Origin of the sequence: Escherichia sp. MOD1-EC7011, assembly GCF_002965005.1 — a bacterium.
GTDB classification, from domain to species: Bacteria; Pseudomonadota; Gammaproteobacteria; order Enterobacterales; family Enterobacteriaceae; genus Escherichia; species Escherichia ruysiae.
On sequence record NZ_PTRD01000027.1, the window covers coordinates 25,881 to 45,087 of the forward strand.

General features: G+C 51.5%; 20 protein-coding genes and 1 tRNA gene. 11 read left to right on the forward strand and 10 right to left on the reverse strand.

Going from position 1 to position 19,207, the window contains the following annotated elements; genetic code table 11:
* Positions 1 to 343: 343 nt before the first annotated feature.
* Entirely contained in the window at positions 344 to 853 is a 510-nt protein-coding gene (gene sulA / locus A7098_RS14270) for an SOS-induced cell division inhibitor SulA (protein ID WP_105280979.1), read from the reverse strand.
* 217 nt (positions 854 to 1,070) lie between these two features.
* Here sulA and sxy point away from each other — a divergent pair, with 217 nt between their 5' ends.
* Positions 1,071 to 1,700 (forward strand): CRP-S regulon transcriptional coactivator Sxy, encoded by a 630-nt coding sequence (gene sxy / locus A7098_RS14275; RefSeq protein ID WP_000839139.1) that lies wholly within the window; start codon positions 1,071 to 1,073, stop codon positions 1,698 to 1,700.
* Here the strand turns inward: sxy and yccS are convergent.
* Together yccS and A7098_RS14285 are read right to left on the reverse strand one after the other, a co-directional pair.
* Entirely contained in the window at positions 1,663 to 3,825 is a 2,163-nt protein-coding gene (gene yccS, locus A7098_RS14280; protein ID WP_123056762.1) for a YccS family putative transporter, read from the reverse strand. The genes sxy and yccS overlap by 38 nt on opposite strands.
* Positions 3,826 to 3,834: 9 nt before the next feature.
* Positions 3,835 to 4,281: a YccF domain-containing protein gene (locus A7098_RS14285; RefSeq protein WP_001261238.1), complete on the reverse strand. Its 447-nt coding sequence runs from the start codon at positions 4,279 to 4,281 to the stop codon at positions 3,835 to 3,837.
* A 122-nt stretch (positions 4,282 to 4,403) separates the two neighbouring features.
* Between A7098_RS14285 and helD the strand changes: the two genes are divergently transcribed.
* Entirely contained in the window at positions 4,404 to 6,458 is a 2,055-nt protein-coding gene (gene helD, locus A7098_RS14290) for a DNA helicase IV (protein ID WP_105280981.1), read from the forward strand.
* A 31-nt stretch (positions 6,459 to 6,489) separates the two neighbouring features.
* Here the strand turns inward: helD and mgsA are convergent, their stop codons facing one another.
* Both mgsA and A7098_RS14300 read right to left on the reverse strand, forming a co-directional pair.
* Positions 6,490 to 6,948 carry a methylglyoxal synthase gene (gene mgsA, locus A7098_RS14295; RefSeq protein WP_105280982.1) on the reverse strand — a complete coding sequence of 153 codons (459 nt, stop codon included), beginning with the start codon at positions 6,946 to 6,948 and terminating at the stop codon, positions 6,490 to 6,492.
* 95 nt (positions 6,949 to 7,043) lie between these two features.
* Entirely contained in the window at positions 7,044 to 7,706 is a 663-nt protein-coding gene (locus tag A7098_RS14300; RefSeq protein ID WP_000847775.1) for a DUF2057 family protein, read from the reverse strand.
* Between the two features lie 172 nt (positions 7,707 to 7,878).
* On the opposite strand from A7098_RS14300, the gene A7098_RS14305 reads away from it, so the two are divergent.
* Positions 7,879 to 8,292: a CoA-binding protein gene (locus A7098_RS14305; protein WP_105280983.1), complete on the forward strand. Its 414-nt coding sequence runs from the start codon at positions 7,879 to 7,881 to the stop codon at positions 8,290 to 8,292.
* A gap of 44 nt (positions 8,293 to 8,336) precedes the next feature.
* On the opposite strand, the gene hspQ is transcribed toward A7098_RS14305, so the two are convergent.
* Both hspQ and rlmI read right to left on the reverse strand, forming a co-directional pair.
* Positions 8,337 to 8,654 (reverse strand): heat shock protein HspQ, encoded by a 318-nt coding sequence (hspQ, locus tag A7098_RS14310; protein WP_001295356.1) that lies wholly within the window; start codon positions 8,652 to 8,654, stop codon positions 8,337 to 8,339.
* A 57-nt stretch (positions 8,655 to 8,711) separates the two neighbouring features.
* Positions 8,712 to 9,902 carry a 23S rRNA (cytosine(1962)-C(5))-methyltransferase RlmI gene (rlmI, locus tag A7098_RS14315; RefSeq protein ID WP_000116321.1) on the reverse strand — a complete coding sequence of 397 codons (1,191 nt, stop codon included), beginning with the start codon at positions 9,900 to 9,902 and terminating at the stop codon, positions 8,712 to 8,714.
* 93 nt (positions 9,903 to 9,995) lie between these two features.
* Here rlmI and yccX point away from each other — a divergent pair, with 93 nt between their 5' ends.
* Positions 9,996 to 10,274 carry an acylphosphatase gene (gene yccX, locus A7098_RS14320; protein WP_024212532.1) on the forward strand — a complete coding sequence of 93 codons (279 nt, stop codon included), beginning with the start codon at positions 9,996 to 9,998 and terminating at the stop codon, positions 10,272 to 10,274.
* Here the strand turns inward: yccX and tusE are convergent.
* The 3 genes from tusE to A7098_RS14335 all read right to left on the reverse strand — a co-directional run bounded on the left by tusE (position 10,271) and on the right by A7098_RS14335 (position 11,644).
* On the reverse strand, positions 10,271 to 10,600 hold the full coding sequence (tusE, locus tag A7098_RS14325; protein WP_000904442.1) for a sulfurtransferase TusE: 330 nt from the start codon (positions 10,598 to 10,600) through the stop codon (positions 10,271 to 10,273). The genes yccX and tusE overlap by 4 nt on opposite strands.
* Before the next feature lie 90 nt (positions 10,601 to 10,690).
* Entirely contained in the window at positions 10,691 to 11,350 is a 660-nt protein-coding gene (gene yccA / locus A7098_RS14330; protein WP_105280984.1) for an FtsH protease modulator YccA, read from the reverse strand.
* A gap of 206 nt (positions 11,351 to 11,556) precedes the next feature.
* A tRNA-Ser gene (locus tag A7098_RS14335) sits at positions 11,557 to 11,644 on the reverse strand.
* A gap of 405 nt (positions 11,645 to 12,049) precedes the next feature.
* Here A7098_RS14335 and hyaA point away from each other — a divergent pair.
* The 7 genes from hyaA (at position 12,050) to appC (ending at position 19,199) form a co-directional block, all read left to right on the forward strand.
* Positions 12,050 to 13,168: a hydrogenase 1 small subunit gene (gene hyaA / locus A7098_RS14345; protein ID WP_010344442.1), complete on the forward strand. Its 1,119-nt coding sequence runs from the start codon at positions 12,050 to 12,052 to the stop codon at positions 13,166 to 13,168.
* The gene (hyaB, locus tag A7098_RS14350) at positions 13,165 to 14,958 is read left to right on the forward strand and encodes a Ni/Fe-hydrogenase large subunit (RefSeq protein WP_105280985.1); all 1,794 of its coding nucleotides are present in this window, start codon (positions 13,165 to 13,167) and stop codon (positions 14,956 to 14,958) included. The genes hyaA and hyaB overlap by 4 nt, the downstream gene beginning before the upstream one ends.
* Before the next feature lie 18 nt (positions 14,959 to 14,976).
* Entirely contained in the window at positions 14,977 to 15,687 is a 711-nt protein-coding gene (gene hyaC, locus A7098_RS14355) for a Ni/Fe-hydrogenase b-type cytochrome subunit (protein ID WP_001156753.1), read from the forward strand.
* A complete protein-coding gene (gene hyaD, locus A7098_RS14360; RefSeq protein WP_000003651.1) occupies positions 15,684 to 16,271 on the forward strand; it encodes a hydrogenase 1 maturation protease in 588 nt (195 codons plus the stop codon). The genes hyaC and hyaD overlap by 4 nt, the downstream gene beginning before the upstream one ends.
* Positions 16,268 to 16,666 (forward strand): hydrogenase-1 operon protein HyaE, encoded by a 399-nt coding sequence (gene hyaE, locus A7098_RS14365; protein WP_000606443.1) that lies wholly within the window; start codon positions 16,268 to 16,270, stop codon positions 16,664 to 16,666. The genes hyaD and hyaE overlap by 4 nt, the downstream gene beginning before the upstream one ends.
* Positions 16,663 to 17,520, forward strand: a complete 858-nt coding sequence (locus tag A7098_RS14370; RefSeq protein ID WP_105280986.1) for a hydrogenase expression/formation protein — start codon at positions 16,663 to 16,665, stop codon at positions 17,518 to 17,520. Before hyaE ends, A7098_RS14370 begins: the two co-directional genes overlap by 4 nt.
* Before the next feature lie 134 nt (positions 17,521 to 17,654).
* A complete protein-coding gene (appC, locus tag A7098_RS14375) occupies positions 17,655 to 19,199 on the forward strand; it encodes a cytochrome bd-II oxidase subunit 1 (RefSeq protein ID WP_000263590.1) in 1,545 nt (514 codons plus the stop codon).
* Positions 19,200 to 19,207: the final 8 nt, after the last annotated feature.

Here is a 19,207-nt window from a genome sequence, read left to right on the forward strand (position 1 = left end):
GTTATCATCCAAAATACGCCATGAATATCTCCAACGAGATAACACGGTTAAATCCTTCACCGGGGATCTGCTCAATATTAACTCTACCGATATCTTCGGCTTATGCCGAGCACCCCTGGCGATGTAAAGTCTACAACGTAGTTGAAAACTTACAAGTGTGAACTCCGTCAGGCATATGAAAAAAAAGATTTGTATAAGGCGCGTTTAACCTTTTTTGTTAACGACACTTTACAGCATAAAATCGCGGAAACCGCTTCAGACAAGCCTCCGCAGGGAAAGTTAGCCATGAGTGAAATCATCAGACGGGCGATAAAAAAAGTTCCAGGATTAATCCTAAATTTACTTAATGATACAAATTAGAGTGAATCTTTACCACGGAAAGTTGTCTCGTGGCGTGAGAGGTTGTGCTTACTGGACGCATAATAAACCCCATTGCGTTACCTTCATTAGCGGCATCCACAAGCTCTGCATGTTCTTCTTCTGTCAGATCATCTGCTAACCAACCGATCACCACGCTGTAATTTCCCGTGCGTAAAGCGCGAACCATTGATTCCACCGTGTGGCAAGGGGAAAGCTGGTTTATCTGCATCACTTTCGTTAAAGGTAGCCCAGCAGCCTGAACCCATTCACGACTCAGTTTTTGTTTTGGTGTTAACCATAGTTGCCAACGTGATTGCTGACCGAGTTGCTGCAACAATGGCAAAAGCAGCAGTTGCGTCATCATGGGCTGATCTTCGCGATAGACAACTTCACTAATTAGCCCAGCTGTAGTGTTTTCCGTGGAGACACGCGCAATTTTGCTTGCTGCGGATGAGAACAACGAAGAACGATGTGCATAGCCTGAAGTGTACATAATCAATCCAGCCCTGTGAGTTACTGTATGAATATACAGTACATCCAGTGGCAACAAAGATCAACCCTAATTTCGGAAAGAGCCTCGCAAATTTTGTCGTTCGTGACCTGAAAACTTAAATTAATCTTGCCCCTTGATAATAAGTTGCCTATTTTCGTATTTAACGGATCCGTTAATGTGAATCATTCTTTTATATTATGATTTTAAAAGGAATTTTATGAAAAGCCTCTCTTATAAGCGGATCTATAAGTCACAAGAATACCTGGCTACGCTGGGCACTATTGAATACCGATCATTGTTTGGTAGTTACAGTCTGACCGTTGATGACACGGTATTTGCAATGGTTTCTGATGGCGAGTTGTATCTTCGGGCTTGTGAACAAAGTGCACAATACTGTGTAAAACATCCGCCAGTATGGCTGACATATAAAAAGTGTGGGCGGTTTGTTACCCTCAATTACTACCGGGTCGATGAAAGCCTATGGCGAAATCAACAAAAGCTGGTGCGCCTGTCGAAATTTTCTCTGGACGCCGCGCTTCAAGAGAAAAGTACGCGCAATATCCGGCAACGGCTGAAAGATTTACCCAATATGTCTTACCATCTTGAGGCTATTCTCGGGGAAGTGGGGATTAAGGATGTACGGGCGTTACGTATTCTTGGGGCGAAAATGTGTTGGCTGCGACTGCGGCAACAAAACAGTCTGGTGACAGAAAAAATCTTATTTATGCTTGAAGGCGCAATTCTCGGTATTCATGAAGCTGCGCTCCCGGTGGCACGCCGCCAGGAGCTTGCAGAATGGGCAGATTCTCTTACGCCGAAACAGGAGTTTCCTGCGGAACTTGAGTAATTCTGCGCTGCAGACGACCAATTTCTGGTAGTAATGCAATCAATAATCCGACTTGCTGTACAACCAGAGGTTCTTTGCTGTCTGCCCGTGGTTCAAGTTGCTGCATCTGTTGTTTCAGGTCAGCTAATGCCTGATTGACGCGTTCTTCATCGGCAGGTTGATGATGTAGCGCGTCATCCACATAGCAAACTGCGTCATCAAGAAACGCCAGAATTTCAGGGTTAGTTAACTGCTCACGGTGTGCTCCGAGGGCAGAAATGTAACTGGTAAACGTATGGTTAAGGCAGAGTAACCGGAACGCGTCCTCGCGAATTTGCGGTGTGACATTCGGTTCGCTGGACATATTCGACACCACCGACGCCAGCTCTGCATCACGATTGTGTGCATCGCGACGAGCAATACGATATGCCAGACGGTTATCGCGCCCCTGGTGGTATTGTTCGAGAATAGCATCGAGATAACGGCAGTTAGCATCGGTTGCGCGCTCAAGCATTCGGGGCAGATTACGAAACCGCCAGTCTGGCCAGATGTAACTTACCGCTGCCCATGCAATGGCACATCCGATTAGCGTATCGATTACGCGAGGCAATGCCACTTCAAAACCTTCACCCAGCAAGTTAAAGCACAGTAGCACCAGAAGCGTAATGAACATCGTTGCATGAGCGTATTGCACGTTACGGAAGGCAAAAAAGAGAACACCGGTAATGACCAGCAGCACCAGTTGCCCTTCCAGTGACGGCACAAACCACAGCACAGGAATGCCAATCGCAATACCCACCAGCGTACCAATAATCCTTAATTTCAGGCGGTGGCGCGTGGCGTTATAGTTTGGCTGGCAGACAAACAAACTTGTCAGCAAGATCCAATATCCGTGATGCATCCCGGTTATCTGAATGATGGCGTAGCCGAAGCACAAGACCAGTGACATTCTTACCGCATGACGGAAGAGGGCGGATTCCGGCGTGAAGTGACGGCTAAGACGCAGCCAGATATCGCTCAACCCGTGCGGGCTGTCATCTGCGAGTTCATTTTCGTCATTATTATGGGGCAGCGCCTGAGCCTGTTCTGATTCAATTGTTGCCAGTTGGGCATCAATGGCACGTAAATTGTTCAGCAAAAATCCCAGTGTTTTGAGTAAATCGGCGGGCGCGCCGTTATCGCGCATTCGCTCCAGCGCAGCATCAATATGCGTAAAAGCGCGATCAAAATGCGGATCGTGTTGATAAGGCTGACGCAGCAAAATACAGCGTGACAGTTGCTGGCAGGCCTGTCCCTGCATTGACATCAGTCGCTGGAAACGGAACAGCACGTCGCTGTGGCGAAAATGTTCCCGCAACGTTTGATACTGAATATGGGAAGAGCTGGCACGTTCGTGGATATCCTGCGCTACAAAGTAGTAATGCAATGTGCGACGTGTCCCCCGCTGACCACGATCGCCGCGTAAACGAGTCAGCAACGAGAGTTTCGTCTGATTCAGTGTCGCCATCAGTTGCCCGTTGGCGAGAGCCAAATCGTACAGCGGTGCCTGGCTTTCATCCTCTATATCAGGATCGAACATGCGTGATTTCAGTTCCAGATAACGCGCCAGTTGTTCATAGCAACGCGCCAGATTGTCCTGCAATGGGCGGACAGGGAACAGTAGATGACCAATAAGCGTCAGAACGTTGTACCAGACGGCACCAGCAAGCAGATACATCGGCTGCTGATACCAGTGCTCATAGAGAGACGTCCCCAGCATGGTGTAAATGGCGATCAGCAACGCACCAAAGGCGATTGTTGCATAGCGTTGACCCAAACCGCCAAGCAAAATGAAACCGCTGGTGGAGAGCGTTAAGCCAATGGCAAATAACCAGGGCCAGGGGAAAAGGAGTTCTACCGAGGCCGAGGCAATAAAAAAGCAGAACAGCGTAATGATGAGGTTACGCAGACGCCCAGCCAGTCGGTCGTCGAGATCGGTTAGCGCCGCTGCCACCATTCCCAGCGTCAGCGGAATCGTCAGTTTTACATCACCCAGCCACCACGGAAACGCTGTGGTTCCACAAAGCGCAATAAAAATACGCACGTAATACAGCCAGGCGCTGTTCCAGGTATAGCGTTTGAGCAAAGGACTTAGCATAAAAGCCATAATGTTAGATTATTCAAAACGACGTCGCGCATTGGCTTCACGCGCAGCACGAGCTGTTTCCACAGAAACTACGCGGCGACCGACCGGCCACAGTGCAATAGCGGCAATTTTAAAATTCGCAATGCCAACCGGAATGCCAATGATGGAAATGCATTGTGCGATACCTGTCGCAATGTGCATCAGGCATAACCACCAGCCAAAGAAAATCAGCCAGAAAATATTCAGTACCGTACCGCCAGTATTCAGCAGTACATTTTTACCTGCCGGATTCAGTTCATCGACATGAATGGCCTCATTGCCGTAAGGCACCAGAGACAGTTTGGTGATCTCCCAGCAGGATCGTGTCAGCGGTAAGGTAAAAATCAGCACAATACTGACCAGGGTTGCCAACAGCCAGCCCAGAGTGGTGGCAAATCCGCCAAGCACAAAGTTCAGAATGTTCAAAACGGTACGCATAAAACCTCGCTTTACTGTGGTTTTCAGTAATGGGCGGCAATTGTAACGTTTTTTTGGGCTGGAGCACGTTTTCTCTGACGGTTACACTGATAAGAAATAACATCGTGTGGATCTACAGAGTCATGGAACTGAAAGCGACAACTCTTGGCAAACGTCTGGCACAGCACCCTTATGATCGGGCGGTGATCCTCAATGCCGGGATAAAAGTCTCCGGCGATCGTCACGAATATCTCATTCCTTTCAATCAATTACTGGCAATTCACTGCAAGCGCGGTCTGGTATGGGGTGAGCTGGAATTTGTACTACCTGATGAAAAAGTAGTGCGTCTGCACGGCACCGAATGGGGTGAGACGCAGCGTTTTCACCGCCATCTTGATGCTCACTGGCGGCGCTGGAGCGAGGAGATGAGCGAAATTGCGGCTGGCGTATTACAGCAGCAATTGGATCTTATCGCCGCACGCACCAACGATAATAAATGGCTGACGCGGGAGCAAACTTCTGGCGTGCAGCAACAAATCCGCCAGGCTTTGTCGGCGTTGCCGTTGCCGGTTAATCGACTGGAAGAATTCGATAACTGCCGTGAGGCGTGGCGCAAATGTCAGGCCTGGTTGAAAGATATTGAAGGCGCTCGGTTGCAGCATAATCAGGCGTATACCGAAACCATGCTTAATGAGTATGCGGATTTTTTCCGCCAGGTTGAATCTTCACCGCTTAATCCGGCGCAGGCTCGGGCAGTCGTTAATGGCGAACATTCTCTGTTAGTGCTGGCAGGCGCAGGAAGCGGTAAAACATCGGTGCTGGTAGCGCGTGCAGGCTGGTTGCTGGCGCGTGGTGAAGCGTCCCCTGAGCAAATTTTATTGCTGGCGTTTGGTCGCAAAGCTGCTGAAGAGATGGACGAGCGTATTCGCGACCGGCTACATACCGAAGACATTACCGCACGCACGTTTCATTCACTGGCGCTACATATTATTCAGCAATGTAGCAAAAAAGTACCCACAGTCAGCAAACTGGAAAATGACACCGCTGCCCGACATGAACTCTTTATTGCTGAGTGGCGCAAGCAATGCAGCGAGAAGAAAGCGCAGGCGAAGGGCTGGCGGCAATGGCTGACGGAAGAAATGCAGTGGTCAGTGCCAGAAGGTAACTTCTGGGATGATGAAAAATTACAGCGTCGTCTTGCCTCACGCCTCGATCGCTGGGTAAGTCTGATGCGGATGCACGGCGGTGCACAGGCAGAAATGATTGCCAGCGTGCCCGAAGAGATTCGCGCTCTGTTCAGTAAACGTATCAAGTTGATGGCCCCGTTATTAAAAGCCTGGAAAGGTGCGCTGAAGGCAGAAAACGCCGTCGATTTTTCGGGCCTTATTCACCAGGCGATTGTGATTCTGGAGAAAGGTCGCTTTATCAGCCCCTGGAAGCATATTCTGGTTGATGAATTTCAGGATATCTCGCCGCAGCGCGCAGCGTTGTTAGCGGCATTACGCAAGCAAAACAGCCAGACGACGTTGTTTGCCGTTGGCGATGACTGGCAGGCGATTTACCGCTTCAGTGGCGCGCAAATGTCGCTCACCACGGCTTTCCATGAAAACTTTGGTGAAGGCGATCGCTGTGATTTAGACACGACTTACCGTTTTAACAGTCGTATCGGTGAGGTGGCAAACCGGTTTATTCAGCAGAACCCAAGTCAGTTGAAAAAGCCGCTAAATAGCTTAACCAATGGAGACAAAAAAGCCGTCACGTTATTGGATGAGAGCCAGCTTGACGCTTTGCTGGATAAGCTCTCTGGTTATGCCAAACCGGAAGAGCGCATTCTGGTTCTGGCGCGTTATCACCACATGAGGCCTGCCAGCCTGGAAAAAGCGGCAACACGCTGGCCGAAGTTGCAAATCGACTTTATGACTATTCATGCCAGCAAAGGGCAACAGGCGGATTACGTCATCATCGTTGGCTTGCAGGAGGGGAGTGATGGTTTTCCGGCTGCGGCGCGGGAGTCGATTATGGAAGAGGCGCTACTGCCACCGGTTGAGGATTTCCCGGACGCTGAAGAACGGCGATTAATGTACGTGGCGCTGACCCGCGCACGCCATCGGGTATGGGCACTGTTTAACAAAGAGTATCCCTCTCCCTTTGTGGAAATACTGAAAAATCTGGATGTGCCGGTGGCGAGAAAACCGTAAGAAACAGGTGGCGTTTGCCACCTGTGCAATATTACTTCAGGCGTTCTGCGAGATAACGCTGATAATCGGGGATCAGAATATCGACCGCGTCGTTGAAATGCGGCGACTGGATGATGAAATCTGCCGTTGCCACGTTGGTAGCGACCGGAATGTTCCACACCGTCGCCAGTCGCAGTAACGCTTTCACGTCAGGATCGTGCGGTACGGCGTTTAATGGATCCCAGAAGAAAATCAGCACATCAATTTTTCCTTCCGAAATCAGTGCGCCCACCTGCTGGTCACCGCCCATTGGGCCGCTCAACATGGCGTTAACATTCATACCGGTAGCGCGGGAAATTAAGTTACCCGTGGTGCCCGTCGCATAAAGCTCGTGCTGTTCCAGTAATGGTTGATGCCGTTCCACCCAGCTCATGAGCATTTGTTTACAGTGATCGTGTGCCACCAGCGCAATATGTTTCCGCGCTGGTAAAATGCGAGTCGTCAGTTCCATAATTTACATCCATAGTTAACTTTCCTACAGATTACTGTAAGCACTTATCGCTGCAAGATAAAGACCGAAAAAGCCTGCGCACAGGCACAAAAATCTCAGGAAGATGGTTGTTTTTCCGCCCATTGCAGGAAGTTATTGCGCGTTTGCGGATCTGCCAGTTTAAACCAATACTTCAGCCGTTGTTCAGTGAGCACCTGGGACTGTGGTGGGATGGCATCCAGTTCGGAAACACCAGAGAGCAGTGTACTGTCATCTGCCATCATGGTGGCAAATTGCGGTAGAGAAGCGCGTTTCGCGGATTTGTTATAACGCTCGACCTCGACTTCATAATCAATCGTTTTTGCGGTTGAAGTAATAGCCAGAATATCCAGCTTTACCGGAATCGGCGTCGCATCGCCATCTAACAATTCAAGGCGCGGCGTTGTGTCGAAATGATTGGCTTCCCGTTCATTCTCCAGGCGTGGCAGGCGAAAGTTCACCTGGCTAATGAGCTGTGTATTAAAACTGACGACCAGCGGCGGGGAGATATAAAGCCGTTCTTCACTACTGGAAAGATGGATAGTCTTCTCGACGCGAAACACTAACTGATGCGGCCCATTATCCAATTCAATGCTATCCGCTCCGCGTAACAGAGAGCTTGAAACCTTTTTGCCGTCGAGTACCAGAAGATCAATATCGCTGGACAGCCGTAGCGTGGTGGCAAAAACGGATACCGGCAAACATAATGCAATCAAGGTGGTCAAAATGCCGGTTTTCATAGATAGCTCCTGTCTAATGACCGCCTGAATAATAATGTATCAAAATTTTTCTTTAATCATACTTACTAACATATAGACATGTTTTCCGCTTTTGCTCTCATTCATTCGTATTAGCTGCATGGTTGGTATGTTGGGATTGTCGTACACTTTGATAAATAGTCTGGAGGAAATGATGAAAGAGACCGATATTGCAGCCATTTTAACGTCCACTCATACCATTGCGCTGGTAGGGGCAAGTGATAAACCCGACCGTCCAAGTTATCGCGTGATGAAATACTTGCTTGATCAGGGCTATCACGTTATTCCGGTCTCACCTAAAGTCGCCGGTAAAACGCTGCTGGGTCAGCAGGGCTACGGCACGCTGGCAGAGGTTCCGGAAAAAATCGATATGGTCGATGTTTTCCGTAATTCAGAAGCCGCGTGGGGCGTGGCGCAGGAAGCTATCGCCATTGGTGCGAAAACCTTATGGATGCAGCTAGGGGTGATTAATGAGCAAGCGGCTGTACTGGCACGTGATGCCGGGTTACAGGTAGTCATGGATCGCTGCCCGGCAATTGAGATCCCTCGCCTGGGGCTGGCTAAATAAAAAATACCCGGAAGGTTTTTGCCTTCCGGGTATTTGTATGAGGGTTAGTTACGCAGACGCGGCGCCTGGAGTTGTTTGCGGATGGTCTGCGCCAGCTCATCCATGGATGGCTGTTCAGGATGTTCATCCTGCAATTCGCTACTTAGCTGGGCTTCAGCCAGGTAGGTATGAACCGGTAGGCCGTTGTCATCCTCCATCACCACGTGATACCACGGAGCGGCGCGAAGCTCATCGTTCACCGCCAGCTCATCAGGCGACGGTTCAGAGAGCGAATAAACCGGGTCGATATCCACGACCACTCCGAGATAACCTAACAGGGAATGGCGGACCTGCTGGCCGATACCGAATTTGCTGGCAATCATAGTCACCTCCCGGGAAATCTTCACCTTTGATATAAGGGTAAAATTCCACATTTCAAGTTACATGACGCGACAGGCAAACCCTTTCAGATATAGCCCTTCCGGGTAGGTAGCGATCACCGGATGATCGGCTGCCTGACGGAACTGCTCTATAAATTGTATATCACGACCGGCATCAATTGCGGCATCCGCGATGATTTTCTGAAATAAATCGCTGGTCATCAGGCCTGAACAGGAGAACGTCAGGAGAACACCGCCCTCATTCAGCAACTGAATCGCCAGCATGTTGATGTCTTTATAGCCCCGGCAGGCGCCCATCAACTGGCTTTTGTTCTCAACAAACTTCGGCGGATCCATCACGATAACGTCAAATTTCTCCCCGCGATCGCGATAAGTTCGCAGCAATTTAAAGACGTCATCACGCACGAACTCTGCCTTGCTCAGATCCAGTTTGTTCAGCTCAACGTTCTGCCGTGCAATGTCCAGTGCTTCCTGGGAGGTATCAACACTAACAACGTTGCTGCAACCGCCCATTAATGCCGATACCGCGAAACCACCGGTATAGGAGAAACAGTTCAGTACGCGTTTATTTTCAACGTAGCGGCGGGTTGCCAGGCGGCTGTCACGCTGATCCAGGTAGTAGCCCGTTTTGTGCCCGTGCTGAATGTCCACCAGCAGCTTCATACCGTGTTCTTCTATCGGCAGCAGGGCAGGAGGCAACTCGCCGGTGACGGGGCCCTGGGTCAGCTCCATCCCTTCTTTTTTACGTACCGCGACGTCGCTGCGATCGTAAATCGCACATTCCGGGTATAGCGTTTGCAGGGCGCTGATCAATGCCGCCCGCTGATATTCTGCGCCAGCACTCAGCAGTTGCAGCACCAGAAAATTACCGAAACGATCGATAGTTATACCCGGCAGGCCATCAGACTCACCGGCAATTAAACGATAGCTATCGAGGCCATCTTTTTGCGCCAGCCAGTCGCGCCACTTTTGCGCCTGTTGTAAGCGTCGGGTGAAAAAGGCAATGTCGATGGATTCCGAAGGATCGAAAGTCCAGACGCGAGCGCGGATTTGCGAAGCCGGCGAATAAGCGCCGCGTGCTAACCATTTTCCCTGATGATCAACAATATCGATGGTTTCACCGAGGCTGGCTTTACCTTCCATGCGGGCAACGGCCCCGGAAAAGACCCACGGATGGCGACGAAGTAATGATTTTTCGCGCCCTTTGGCTAACACTAAACGTACACTCATAATTTACTATTCTGTCGATGCAAAGAAATGGGCGCCATTGTCCGGAGTTTTCCATGGATTTGCAACGCAGCTATAAGAATAAGGAGAGCGGTGATGTCGAAAGTATGCATAATTGCCTGGGTTTTCGGGCGAGTTCAGGGGGTAGGCTTTCGCTATACCACGCAGTACGAAGCGAAAAAACTGGGATTAACCGGGTACGCCAAAAATCTTGACGATGGCAGCGTGGAAGTGGTTGCCTGCGGTGAAGAAGGGCAGGTGGAAAAATTAATGCAGTGGTTAAAGAGTGGCGGCCCGCGTTCTGCGCGTGTGGAACGGGTGCTCAGCGAGCCGCATCATCCCTCGGGGGAATTAACCGATTTTCGTATCCGTTAAATACATTTTACCGGTTTTGGCAGGCCAGCAATTTTGGTGGCTTGCTTAGCCGGACCTTTCGGAAACAGTCGGTATAAGTATCGGCTGTTACCTTTTTCTTCGCCAAATTTATTCGCCATCGCTTTTACCAGCATACGAATTGCCGGAGAAGTATTAAATTCCAGATAGAAATCACGCACAAAACGCACCACTTCCCAGTGTTCTGGCGACAGCGAAATCCCTTCGTTCTCTGCAATCACCACTGCCAGCGGCTCACTCCACTGGCTGCTTTCTTTGAGATAGCCTTCGGTATCGGTCTCTATCTCTTTACCTTCGAAGATCAGCATAATTATTACTACCTTAATCAGACTGGCGGCAGTGTAACAAAAAACAAAGCCCCGCATAAAGCGAGGCTATGAAAGTGTTAGCGGGTGAGATTAATCGCGGCTGGCGAAGCCCAGAATGCTCAGCAGGCTGACGAAGATGTTGTACAGCGACACATACAGGCTAACCGTGGCACGAATGTAGTTCGTTTCACCGCCATGAATGATGTTGCTGGTTTCAAACAGAATTGCGCCAGAGGAGATCAGAATGAATACCGCACTGATTGCCAGATGCAGGGCAGGCAGTTGCAGGAAGATATTCGCTACCATTCCAATCAGTACCACCACAATACCCGCCATCAGCATACCGCCGAGGAACGACATATCTTTGCGGGTGGTCAGCACATAGGCAGAGCAGCAGAAGAACACTAACGCCGTGCCGCCCAGTGCCATAGCGATTACGTTGCCCATTCCGGCAGACAGATAGGTGTTCAGAATCGGGCCGAGGATATAACCCAGAAAACCGGTAAAGGCGAACGCGGAGATAATCCCGGTCGGCTTATTCGCCGTTTTATAGGTCAGGAACATCAAACCATACATACCTACCAGCGTCAGAATCAGACCCGGAGATGGTAGCATCAGAACCGTACTGGCCGTCGCGGTAATCGCAGAAAAGGCCAGCGTCAGGCTCAGCAAGAAATAGGTATTACGCAGCACCTTATGGGTGCTAAGTAGCGATGTACGGTCATGTGAAGAACTAACTATACGATCCATGGAGTCACTCTCTATGACAGGTGTAATTAATAAAGCAGCATAATGATATTGCCGAAAGCTACCCAGAGGTTTTACCCATCTTTACGCATTTGATCTGGAACAGGTTTAGCAAAGACAGATTAAGTCATTGGGATGGCATAACGGCATGGCGATTTTGACAGGTAAAAGAAAAAGGGGTTAGCATTTAGCTAACCCCTTATCTTATTTGGCGGAAGCGCAGAGATTCGAACTCTGGAACCCTTTCGGGTCGCCGGTTTTCAAGACCGGTGCCTTCAACCGCTCGGCCACACTTCCGGAATGACGCGAACTATAAACATCCCGATGCGTCGTGTAAACCCCCAATGTGTTTGTTTGCCTGAAAAACAGACAAAATCGTGTTGATTGCGTGAAATAACAGCAATTTGCGCATTCCATCGCCATAAAAATCGCTTCATAACCTTCCTGCGGTAAACCTTAAGGAAAATAAGGTTCATTTTTATCGCTAAAAGATAAATCCACACACTCTGTGTTGTTTTGTGCAAAAGTTTCACTACGCTTTATTAACAATACTTTCTGGCGACGTGCGCCAGTGCAGAAGGATGAGCTTTCGTTTTCTGTCTCTCTCGTGAAGCGATGGTTTGCCTTGCTCCAGGGACGTCGCTTGCCGACCAAAAGCGCCCGGCACTCCAGTCGGTGTCGCAAGGAGAAGAGACGTGCTATATGAATAACGAGGAAACCTTTTACCAGGCTATGCGACGTCAGGGGGTTACCCGGCGAAGTTTTCTTAAATATTGCAGTCTGGCTGCCACGTCGCTGGGATTAGGCGCGGGGATGGCACCAAAGATTGCCTGGGCGCTGGAGAATAAACCGCGCATTCCAGTGGTGTGGATCCACGGTCTTGAATGCACCTGCTGTACCGAATCTTTTATCCGTTCTGCTCATCCGCTGGCGAAGGATGTCATTCTTTCCCTTATTTCTCTCGACTACGACGATACTCTGATGGCTGCCGCAGGCACTCAGGCAGAGGAAGTCTTTGAAGACATCATCACGCAATACAACGGCAAATATATCCTCGCAGTAGAAGGTAACCCGCCGCTGGGCGAGCAGGGGATGTTCTGTATCAGTAGCGGTCGACCGTTTATTGAGAAACTCAAACGTGCAGCTGCCGGAGCCAGTGCAATTATTGCCTGGGGCACCTGTGCGTCCTGGGGCTGTGTGCAAGCCGCCCGACCCAATCCGACGCAGGCCACCCCCATCGACAAAGTCATCACCGACAAACCGATCATTAAAGTGCCCGGCTGCCCGCCGATCCCGGATGTGATGAGCGCCATCATTACTTACATGGTGACATTCGATCGTCTGCCGGATGTCGACAGAATGGGGCGTCCGCTGATGTTCTACGGTCAGCGAATCCACGATAAATGCTATCGCCGCGCTCACTTTGATGCCGGAGAGTTCGTCCAGAGTTGGGATGATGACGCCGCGCGTAAAGGTTACTGCCTGTACAAAATGGGCTGCAAAGGGCCTACCACCTATAACGCCTGTTCCTCCACACGCTGGAATGATGGCGTTTCTTTCCCAATCCAGTCTGGTCATGGCTGCCTGGGCTGTTCTGAAAATGGTTTCTGGGATCGCGGTTCGTTCTATAGCCGCGTGGTCGATATTCCGCAGATGGGAACGCACTCTACCGCCGATACCGTGGGCTTAACCGCGCTTGGTGTCGTGGCTGCGGCTGTTGGCGTACATGCAGTCGCCAGCGCCGTTGACCAGCGCAGACGTCATAACCAGCAACTTGCAGAAGCCGAACAACAGCCGGGCAACGAGGATAAACAGGCATGAGCACTCAGTACGAAACTCAGGGATACACCATCAACAATGCCGGACGCCGCCTGGTGGTCGACCCGATTACGCGCATCGAAGGTCATATGCGCTGCGAAGTGAATATTAACGATCAGAATGTGATCACCAATGCTGTTTCCTGCGGCACTATGTTTCGCGGGCTGGAGATCATCCTGCAAGGCCGCGATCCGCGTGATGCGTGGGCGTTCGTTGAGCGTATCTGCGGCGTCTGCACTGGCGTACACGCTCTGGCTTCGGTCTATGCAATAGAGGATGCCATCGGCATTAAAGTGCCGGACAACGCCAATATCATCCGTAATATTATGCTGGCGACGCTCTGGTGCCACGACCATCTGGTGCACTTCTATCAGCTCGCCGGGATGGACTGGATAGATGTGTTAGATGCGCTGAAAGCCGACCCACGGAAAACGTCAGAACTGGCGCAAAGCCTCTCCTCGTGGCCGAAATCATCCCCTGGCTATTTCTTCGACGTACAAAACCGCCTGAAGAAATTTGTTGAAGGCGGGCAGTTGGGGATCTTCCGCAATGGCTACTGGGGGCACCCGCAGTACAAACTGCCGCCGGAAGCCAACCTGATGGGCTTTGCCCACTATCTCGAAGCCCTCGATTTCCAGCGGGAGATCGTCAAAATTCACGCCGTTTTTGGTGGTAAAAACCCGCATCCGAACTGGATTGTCGGCGGGATGCCATGCGCCATTAACATTGACGAAAGCGGCGCGGTCGGGGCGGTCAATATGGAACGCCTGAACCTGGTTCAGTCGATCATTACCCGCACGGCGGACTTCATTAACAACGTGATGATCCCCGACGCCTTAGCCATCGGTCAGTTCAACAAACCGTGGAGTGAAATCGGCACTGGTCTTTCTGATAAATGCGTCCTTAGCTACGGCGCATTCCCGGATATTGCCAACGACTTTGGCGAGAAAAGTCTGCTGATGCCTGGTGGTGCGGTAATCAATGGCGACTTCAACAATGTGCTGCCAGTGGATTTGGTTGATCCGCAGCAGGTGCAGGAGTTTGTCGATCACGCCTGGTATCGGTATCCCAACGATCAGGTTGGGCGTCATCCTTTTGATGGTATTACCGACCCGTGGTACAACCCGGGCGATGTTAAAGGTAGCGACACCAACATTCAGCAGCTGAATGAACAGGAACGTTACTCGTGGATCAAAGCGCCACGCTGGCGCGGTCATGCGATGGAAGTGGGGCCGCTGGCGCGCACGTTAATCGCCTACCACAAAGGCGATGCTGCGACCGTTGAGTCGGTCGATCGCATGATGTCGGCGCTGAACCTACCGCTTTCTGGCATCCAGTCGACGTTAGGCCGCATTCTGTGCCGCGCGCACGAAGCGCAGTGGGCCGCAAGTAAGTTGCAATACTTCTTCGACAAGCTGATGACCAATCTGAAAAACGGCAATCTTGCCACTGCCTCCACTGAAAAATGGGAGCCTGCGACCTGGCCGAAAGAGTGCCGTGGCGTCGGCTTTACCGAAGCGCCGCGCGGGGCGTTAGGCCACTGGGCCGCCATCCGCGATGGCAAGATTGATCTCTACCAGTGCGTGGTGCCGACCACCTGGAACGCCAGCCCGCGCGATCCCAAAGGGCAGATTGGCGCTTATGAAGCGGCGCTGATGAACACCAAAATGGCGATCCCCGAGCAACCGCTGGAGATCCTGCGTACTCTGCACAGCTTTGACCCGTGCCTCGCCTGTTCGACACACGTGCTGGGCGACGACGGTAGCGAGCTTATCTCCGTGCAGGTGCGTTAACAGCGAAGGAGAATCATCATGCAAGAGAAAAGCGACAACGTTGTCAGCCACTATGTCTTTGAAGCGCCAGTCCGTATCTGGCACTGGCTGACGGTGTTATGCATGGCGGTGTTGATGGTCACCGGTTACTTTATCGGTAAGCCGCTGCCTTCGGTCAGCGGCGAGGCGACGTATCTGTTCTATATGGGCTACATCAGGTTAATTCACTTCAGCGCCGGAATGATTTTTACCGTGATATTGCTGATGCGGATTTACTGGGCGTTCGTGGGTAATCGCTATTCACGCGAGCTTTTCATTGTGCCGGTATGGCGTAAAAGCTGGTGGCTGGGCGTGTGGTATGAAATCCGCTGGTATCTGTTTCTGGCAAAACGCCCGAGTGCCGACATCGGTCATAACCCCATCGCCCAGGCGGCGATGTTCGGCTATTTCCTGATGTCGGTCTTTATGATCGTCACCGGTTTTGCGCTGTTCAGCGAACACAGCCAGTATGCCATTTTCGCGCCGTTCCGTTATGTAGTGGAGTTTTTCTACTGGACGGGCGGCAACTCGCTGGACATTCACAGCTGGCATCGGCTGGGGATGTGGCTAATTGGTGCGTTTGTGATCGGTCATGTCTATATGGCGCTGCGTGAAGACATCATGTCTGATGACACGGTGATCTCCACGATGGTGAACGGTTACCGCAGCCACAAGTTTTTTAAAGTCAAAAGCAACAAGGAGCGTTCATGAGCGAGCAGCGCGTGGTGGTGATGGGGCTGGGCAACCTGCTATGGGCCGATGAAGGTTTCGGTGTGCGGGTGGCGGAACGGCTATATGCACATTATCACTGGCCCGAAAACGTGGAGATTGTCGATGGTGGCACTCAGGGGCTGAATTTGTTGGGCTACGTTGAAAGCGCCAGTCATTTGTTGATCCTCGATGCCATTGATTATGGGCTGGAGCCAGGAACGCTACGGACATATGCCGGAGAGCGCATTCCGGCATACCTTAGCGCAAAGAAAATGAGTCTGCACCAGAACAGTTTCTCCGAAGTGCTGGCGCTGGCGGATATTCGTGGACATTTGCCTGAACAAATCGCCCTGGTCGGGCTGCAACCGGCAATGCTCGACGACTACGGTGGCAGCCTGAGCGAACTGGCACGTGAACAACTGCCATCAGCAGAACAGTTGGCGCTGGCGCAACTGGCAGAGTGGGGAATCGTACCGCATCTGGCAGAGGAATCACGCTGTCTCAACTATGACTGTCTGTCGATGGAAAATTATGAAGGCGTTCGCTTACGCCAGTACCGGATGAGCCTGGAGGAGCAGGGATGATCAATGACTCTCCTTTTAATGCGTTGTGGCAGCGTATGCTGGCGCGCGGCTGGACACCTGTCACAGAATCCAGCCTTGATGACTGGTTATCGCAGGCACCAGACGGCGTAGTGCTGTTAAGCAGCGATCCGAAACGCACGCCGGAGGTCGGTGATAATCCGATAATAATTGGCGAATTATTGCGCGAATTTCCAGACTATGCGTGGCAGGTGGCGGTAGCCGATCTTGCGCAGAGCGAGGCTATCGGCGATCGCTTTGGTGTTTTTCGCTTTCCCGCCACACTGGTGTTTACCGGCGGTAGCTATCGCGGCGTGCTGAATGGTATTCACCCATGGACGGAGTTGATAAACCTGATGCGTGGGCTTGTCGAACCGCAACAGGAGCGTGCCTCATGAGTGACACTTTTTTCCATTTACTGAGGCCAGGAACGCAACCTGATGACGACAGCTTCAGTATGAATCCGCTGCCGATCACCTGCCAGGTGAATGATGAACCGAGCATGGCGGCACTGGAACAGTGTGCATATAGCCCGCAGGTGATTGTGCTGTTAAACGAACTGCAACAACAGCTAAGCCAACGTATCCCCCCTTTGGGCGAGGTGCTGGCAGTCGATCTGTTAAATCTCAACGCTTACGATCGCCACTTTATCAATACGCTTCTCGGGGAAGGGGAAGTGTCAGTTCGCATCCAACACGTTGATGGCAGTGAAAGTGAAATTCAGGAGGCAATTTTTTGCGGATTATGGCGAGTGCGCAGACGTCGCGGAGAGCAGTTACTGGAAGACCGTCTGGAGACTGGCTGCGCGCCGCTGCCTTTGTGGCAGGCGGCAACGCAAAACGTCTTGCCGACAGATTCGCTGTTACCGCCACCCATCGATGGCCTGATGAACGGACTGCCGTTGGCTCATGAATTGCTGGCGCATGTGCGTAACCCTGACACGCAGCCGCACAGTATTAACCTGACGCAATTGCCCATCAGCGAGGCTGACCGACTTTTTCTGTCGCGCCTTTGCGGGGAGGGGAATATTCAGATTCGCACCATTGGCTATGGCGAGAGCTATATCAACGCCACCGGGTTACGCCATGTCTGGCATTTACGTTGCACGGACACCCTAAAAGGCCCGCTGCTTGAGAGTTATGAAATCTGCCCTATACCGGAAGTTGTGCTGGCAGCGCCGGAAGATTTGGCTGATTCTGCGCAGCGGTTGGGCGAGGTGTGTCAGTGGCTGGTGGAAAACGAGCAACAGTGAAAACGGCGGCAAATGTCGCTTTCAGTCTTATGAATATCGCAATCAGCGAATACGACCACCTACAAACTGTAAGGATAAAAAGGGAGATCTACTATTAAAGGGTTATTTCCCTCTCTTCGCCTACAGGAGTTCGCATGTGGGATGTTATTGATTTATCGCGCTGGCAGTTTGCACTAACCGCGCTGTACCACTTTTTATTCGTGCCCCTTACCCTGGGGCTGATTTTTTTGCTGGCTATCATGGAAACCATTTACGTGGTCACCGGCAAAACAGTCTACCGCGATATGACGCGTTTCTGGGGTAAGCTCTTCGGTATCAACTTCGCTCTCGGTGTGGCCACCGGCCTGACGATGGAGTTTCAGTTTGGTACTAACTGGTCATTCTATTCCAACTATGTGGGCGACATTTTTGGCGCACCGCTGGCGATGGAAGCATTAATGGCCTTTTTCCTCGAATCCACCTTTGTCGGTCTGTTCTTCTTCGGCTGGCAACGGCTGAATAAATACCAGCATCTGCTGGTGACCTGGCTGGTGGCATTCGGTTCCAATATCTCCGCATTGTGGATTTTGAATGCCAACGGCTGGATGCAGTTCCCGACCGGCGCGCATTTCGATATCGACACCCTGCGTATGGAGATGACCAGTTTCAGCGATCTGGTTTTTAACCCTGTCAGCCAGGTGAAATTTGTCCATACGGTGATGGCGGGCTATGTGACCGGAGCCATGTTTATTATGGCGATCAGCGCCTGGTATTTACTGCGCGGACGGGAGCGTGATGTTGCGCTACGTTCGTTCGCCATCGGTTCGGTCTTTGGCACACTGGCGATAATCGGCGCGCTGCAACTTGGAGACAGTTCTGCTTATGAAGTCGCACGCGTTCAGCCGGTAAAACTGGCCGCAATGGAAGGGGAGTGGCAAACCGAACCCGCACCTGCGCCGTTCCATCTCGTTGCCTGGCCGGAACAGGATCAAGAACGTAATGCCTTTGCCATCAAAATTCCCGCACTGTTAGGGATCCTCGCCACTCACTCATTAGATAAGCCCGTTCCGGGGCTGAAAAATTTGATGGCTGAAACCTACCCACGATTGCAACGCGGACGTATGGCCTGGCTGCTGATGCAGGAGATCTCGCAAGGTAACCGGGAGCCGCATGTGTTGCAGGCATTCCGGGAGTTGGAAAGCGACCTTGGTTACGGCATGTTGCTCTCCCGCTATGCGCCGGATATGAATCATGTCACACCGGCGCAGTATCAGGCAGCAATGCGTGGCGCTATTCCACAGGTTGCGCCGGTGTTCTGGAGTTTCCGCATCATGGTGGGCTGCGGTTCGCTGCTGTTACTGGTAATGCTGATTGCGCTCGTTCAGACGCTGCGCGGTAAAATTGACCAGCATCGTTGGGTGCTGAAAATGGCGCTCTGGAGTTTGCCGCTGCCGTGGATTGCCATTGAAGCCGGGTGGTTTATGACCGAGTTTGGTCGTCAGCCGTGGGCGATTCAGGACATCTTACCGACATACTCCGCGCACTCCGCGTTAACCACGGGACAACTGGCTTTCTCACTGATCATGATCGTAGGGCTTTATACCCTGTTCTTAATCGCCGAAGTCTACCTGATGCAGAAATATGCCCGTCTGGGGCCGAGCGCGATGCAGAGTGAACAACCGACGCAGCAACAGGGGTAAAGGAGAGA

Bases quoted from the DNA above. Each gene is read 5' to 3' on its own strand.
- sulA (WP_105280979.1), bottom strand. From the start codon at position 853: ATGTACACTTCAGGCTATGCACATCGTTCTTCGTTGTTCTCATCCGCA.
- sxy (WP_000839139.1), top strand. From the start codon at position 1,071: ATGAAAAGCCTCTCTTATAAGCGGATCTATAAGTCACAAGAATACCTG.
- yccS (WP_123056762.1), bottom strand. From the start codon at position 3,825: ATGGCTTTTATGCTAAGTCCTTTGCTCAAACGCTATACCTGGAACAGC.
- A7098_RS14285 (WP_001261238.1), bottom strand. From the start codon at position 4,281: ATGCGTACCGTTTTGAACATTCTGAACTTTGTGCTTGGCGGATTTGCC.
- helD (WP_105280981.1), top strand. From the start codon at position 4,404: ATGGAACTGAAAGCGACAACTCTTGGCAAACGTCTGGCACAGCACCCT.
- mgsA (WP_105280982.1), bottom strand. From the start codon at position 6,948: ATGGAACTGACGACTCGCATTTTACCAGCGCGGAAACATATTGCGCTG.
- A7098_RS14300 (WP_000847775.1), bottom strand. From the start codon at position 7,706: ATGAAAACCGGCATTTTGACCACCTTGATTGCATTATGTTTGCCGGTA.
- A7098_RS14305 (WP_105280983.1), top strand. From the start codon at position 7,879: ATGAAAGAGACCGATATTGCAGCCATTTTAACGTCCACTCATACCATT.
- hspQ (WP_001295356.1), bottom strand. From the start codon at position 8,654: ATGATTGCCAGCAAATTCGGTATCGGCCAGCAGGTCCGCCATTCCCTG.
- rlmI (WP_000116321.1), bottom strand. From the start codon at position 9,902: ATGAGTGTACGTTTAGTGTTAGCCAAAGGGCGCGAAAAATCATTACTT.
- yccX (WP_024212532.1), top strand. From the start codon at position 9,996: ATGTCGAAAGTATGCATAATTGCCTGGGTTTTCGGGCGAGTTCAGGGG.
- tusE (WP_000904442.1), bottom strand. From the start codon at position 10,600: ATGCTGATCTTCGAAGGTAAAGAGATAGAGACCGATACCGAAGGCTAT.
- yccA (WP_105280984.1), bottom strand. From the start codon at position 11,350: ATGGATCGTATAGTTAGTTCTTCACATGACCGTACATCGCTACTTAGC.
- hyaA (WP_010344442.1), top strand. From the start codon at position 12,050: ATGAATAACGAGGAAACCTTTTACCAGGCTATGCGACGTCAGGGGGTT.
- hyaB (WP_105280985.1), top strand. From the start codon at position 13,165: ATGAGCACTCAGTACGAAACTCAGGGATACACCATCAACAATGCCGGA.
- hyaC (WP_001156753.1), top strand. From the start codon at position 14,977: ATGCAAGAGAAAAGCGACAACGTTGTCAGCCACTATGTCTTTGAAGCG.
- hyaD (WP_000003651.1), top strand. From the start codon at position 15,684: ATGAGCGAGCAGCGCGTGGTGGTGATGGGGCTGGGCAACCTGCTATGG.
- hyaE (WP_000606443.1), top strand. From the start codon at position 16,268: ATGATCAATGACTCTCCTTTTAATGCGTTGTGGCAGCGTATGCTGGCG.
- A7098_RS14370 (WP_105280986.1), top strand. From the start codon at position 16,663: ATGAGTGACACTTTTTTCCATTTACTGAGGCCAGGAACGCAACCTGAT.
- appC (WP_000263590.1), top strand. From the start codon at position 17,655: ATGTGGGATGTTATTGATTTATCGCGCTGGCAGTTTGCACTAACCGCG.